The organism is Mesorhizobium delmotii (assembly GCF_900149755.1).
Lineage (GTDB): Bacteria > Pseudomonadota > Alphaproteobacteria > Rhizobiales > Rhizobiaceae > Mesorhizobium > Mesorhizobium delmotii.
This window is the reverse complement of sequence record NZ_FUIG01000083.1, coordinates 1-360: the sequence shown is the minus strand read 5'-3', so window position 1 is coordinate 360 and position 360 is coordinate 1. Positions and strand designations below refer to the sequence as shown.

Below are 360 nucleotides of genomic sequence, written 5' to 3'. Positions count from 1 at the left end.
ATCGCCTTTTTCCATTGCTTTCCGCACGACTGCGTTCATGCCAGCGCGCGCAGCGTCATAGATATCAAGCAACTGGTCCGGCTTGGCGAGATTGTCTTCGAAGGACGTGCGGGTATAGGCGGGTTCGACCAATGCAACGCGAATTCCGAACGGGCGCAGTTCATGGTCGAGCGATTCGGAATAGCCTTCGATGGCATGTTTGGTCGACGCATAAAGCGCGAAATAGGGAGCTGGAATGAACCCCTGCACCGAACTCAAATTGACGATTCTACCCTTGCCTTGACGGCGCATTATCGGCAGGACCGCGTTGGTCACGCGGAGCACGCCGAAGACGTTCACATCGAACAGTGCCTGAGCCTG

The 360-nt window shown here is 56.1% G+C and carries 1 protein-coding gene; it reads right to left on the bottom strand.

The annotated features are described in order from the left end of the window. The coding region (locus BQ8482_RS34385) for an SDR family NAD(P)-dependent oxidoreductase (RefSeq protein ID WP_123151624.1) at positions 1-360 on the bottom strand (360 nt) is incomplete at both ends.